Below are 839 nucleotides of genomic sequence, written 5' to 3' on the forward strand. Positions count from 1 at the left end.
GCTTGCAGCGGATGCAAGACCTCGCGCGACACCCGATCCACATGATCGACGATCTGGCGCTGCTCATCCGTTAGCGAATAATTCGCTCTGATGGCATCCAGATCAGCCAAGGCAGATTCGTTCTGACCGGTCATTTTGTATCCTCCCGAGAAATGTGATCTGCAGTGTTGACCGAAATCAAACATATGTTAGAAATATTTTCAAGGCACGCTTTTTCAACTAAACGTTGTGACTTGCGTGGGGAGATGTGGGGGAGCATCGACTGAAGTATTAGGGACATTTCAGTCGTGGCTTCTCGGGCCAAGATAATAATTTTGGCAGTTTCATCGGTTCGGCTTGCTTCTTGAGCGAAGGCCGAGGCGGTCGAAACCGACGGAGAGGTAGGGGGAGGAGAAGATTATGTCTGATGGAAAACTGCGCATTGGGTGCGCCTCAGGTTTTTGGGGCGATACGCCCGAAGCGGTCGGCCAATTGGTGACCAAAGGCGAGATCGACTATCTGGTGTTCGATTATCTGGCCGAAGTGACGATGTCGCTGATGGCGCGGGCGCGGGCCAAGACGCCGGAGGCGGGTTATGCACCGGATTTCGTCAAGGCTTTGGTGCCCTGGCTGTCCGAGATCAAATCCAAGGGAATGAAAGTTGTGGCCAATGCCGGTGGGGTGAACCCGCGCGGTTGCCGCGACGCACTGGCCAAAGCCGCCGCAGAGGCGGGGATTGACCTGTCCATCGGGGTGGTTCTGGGCGACGATTTGTCGGCGCAGGCCGATGATATCCGCGCCAGCGGCCAGACCGAGATGTTCTCTGGCGTCGAGTTTCCCGATGACATCTGGAGCATGAA

General features: G+C 55.8%; 1 protein-coding gene. It reads left to right on the forward strand.

The annotated features are described in order from the left end of the window. Positions 1–399: 399 nt before the first annotated feature. Positions 400–839 (forward strand): acyclic terpene utilization AtuA family protein (locus DI396_RS16355; protein ID WP_162617263.1); only part of this gene is annotated, 440 nt, incomplete at its 3' end.

The organism is Litorivita pollutaquae (assembly GCF_003205515.1).
GTDB lineage: Bacteria > Pseudomonadota > Alphaproteobacteria > Rhodobacterales > Rhodobacteraceae > Litorivita > Litorivita pollutaquae.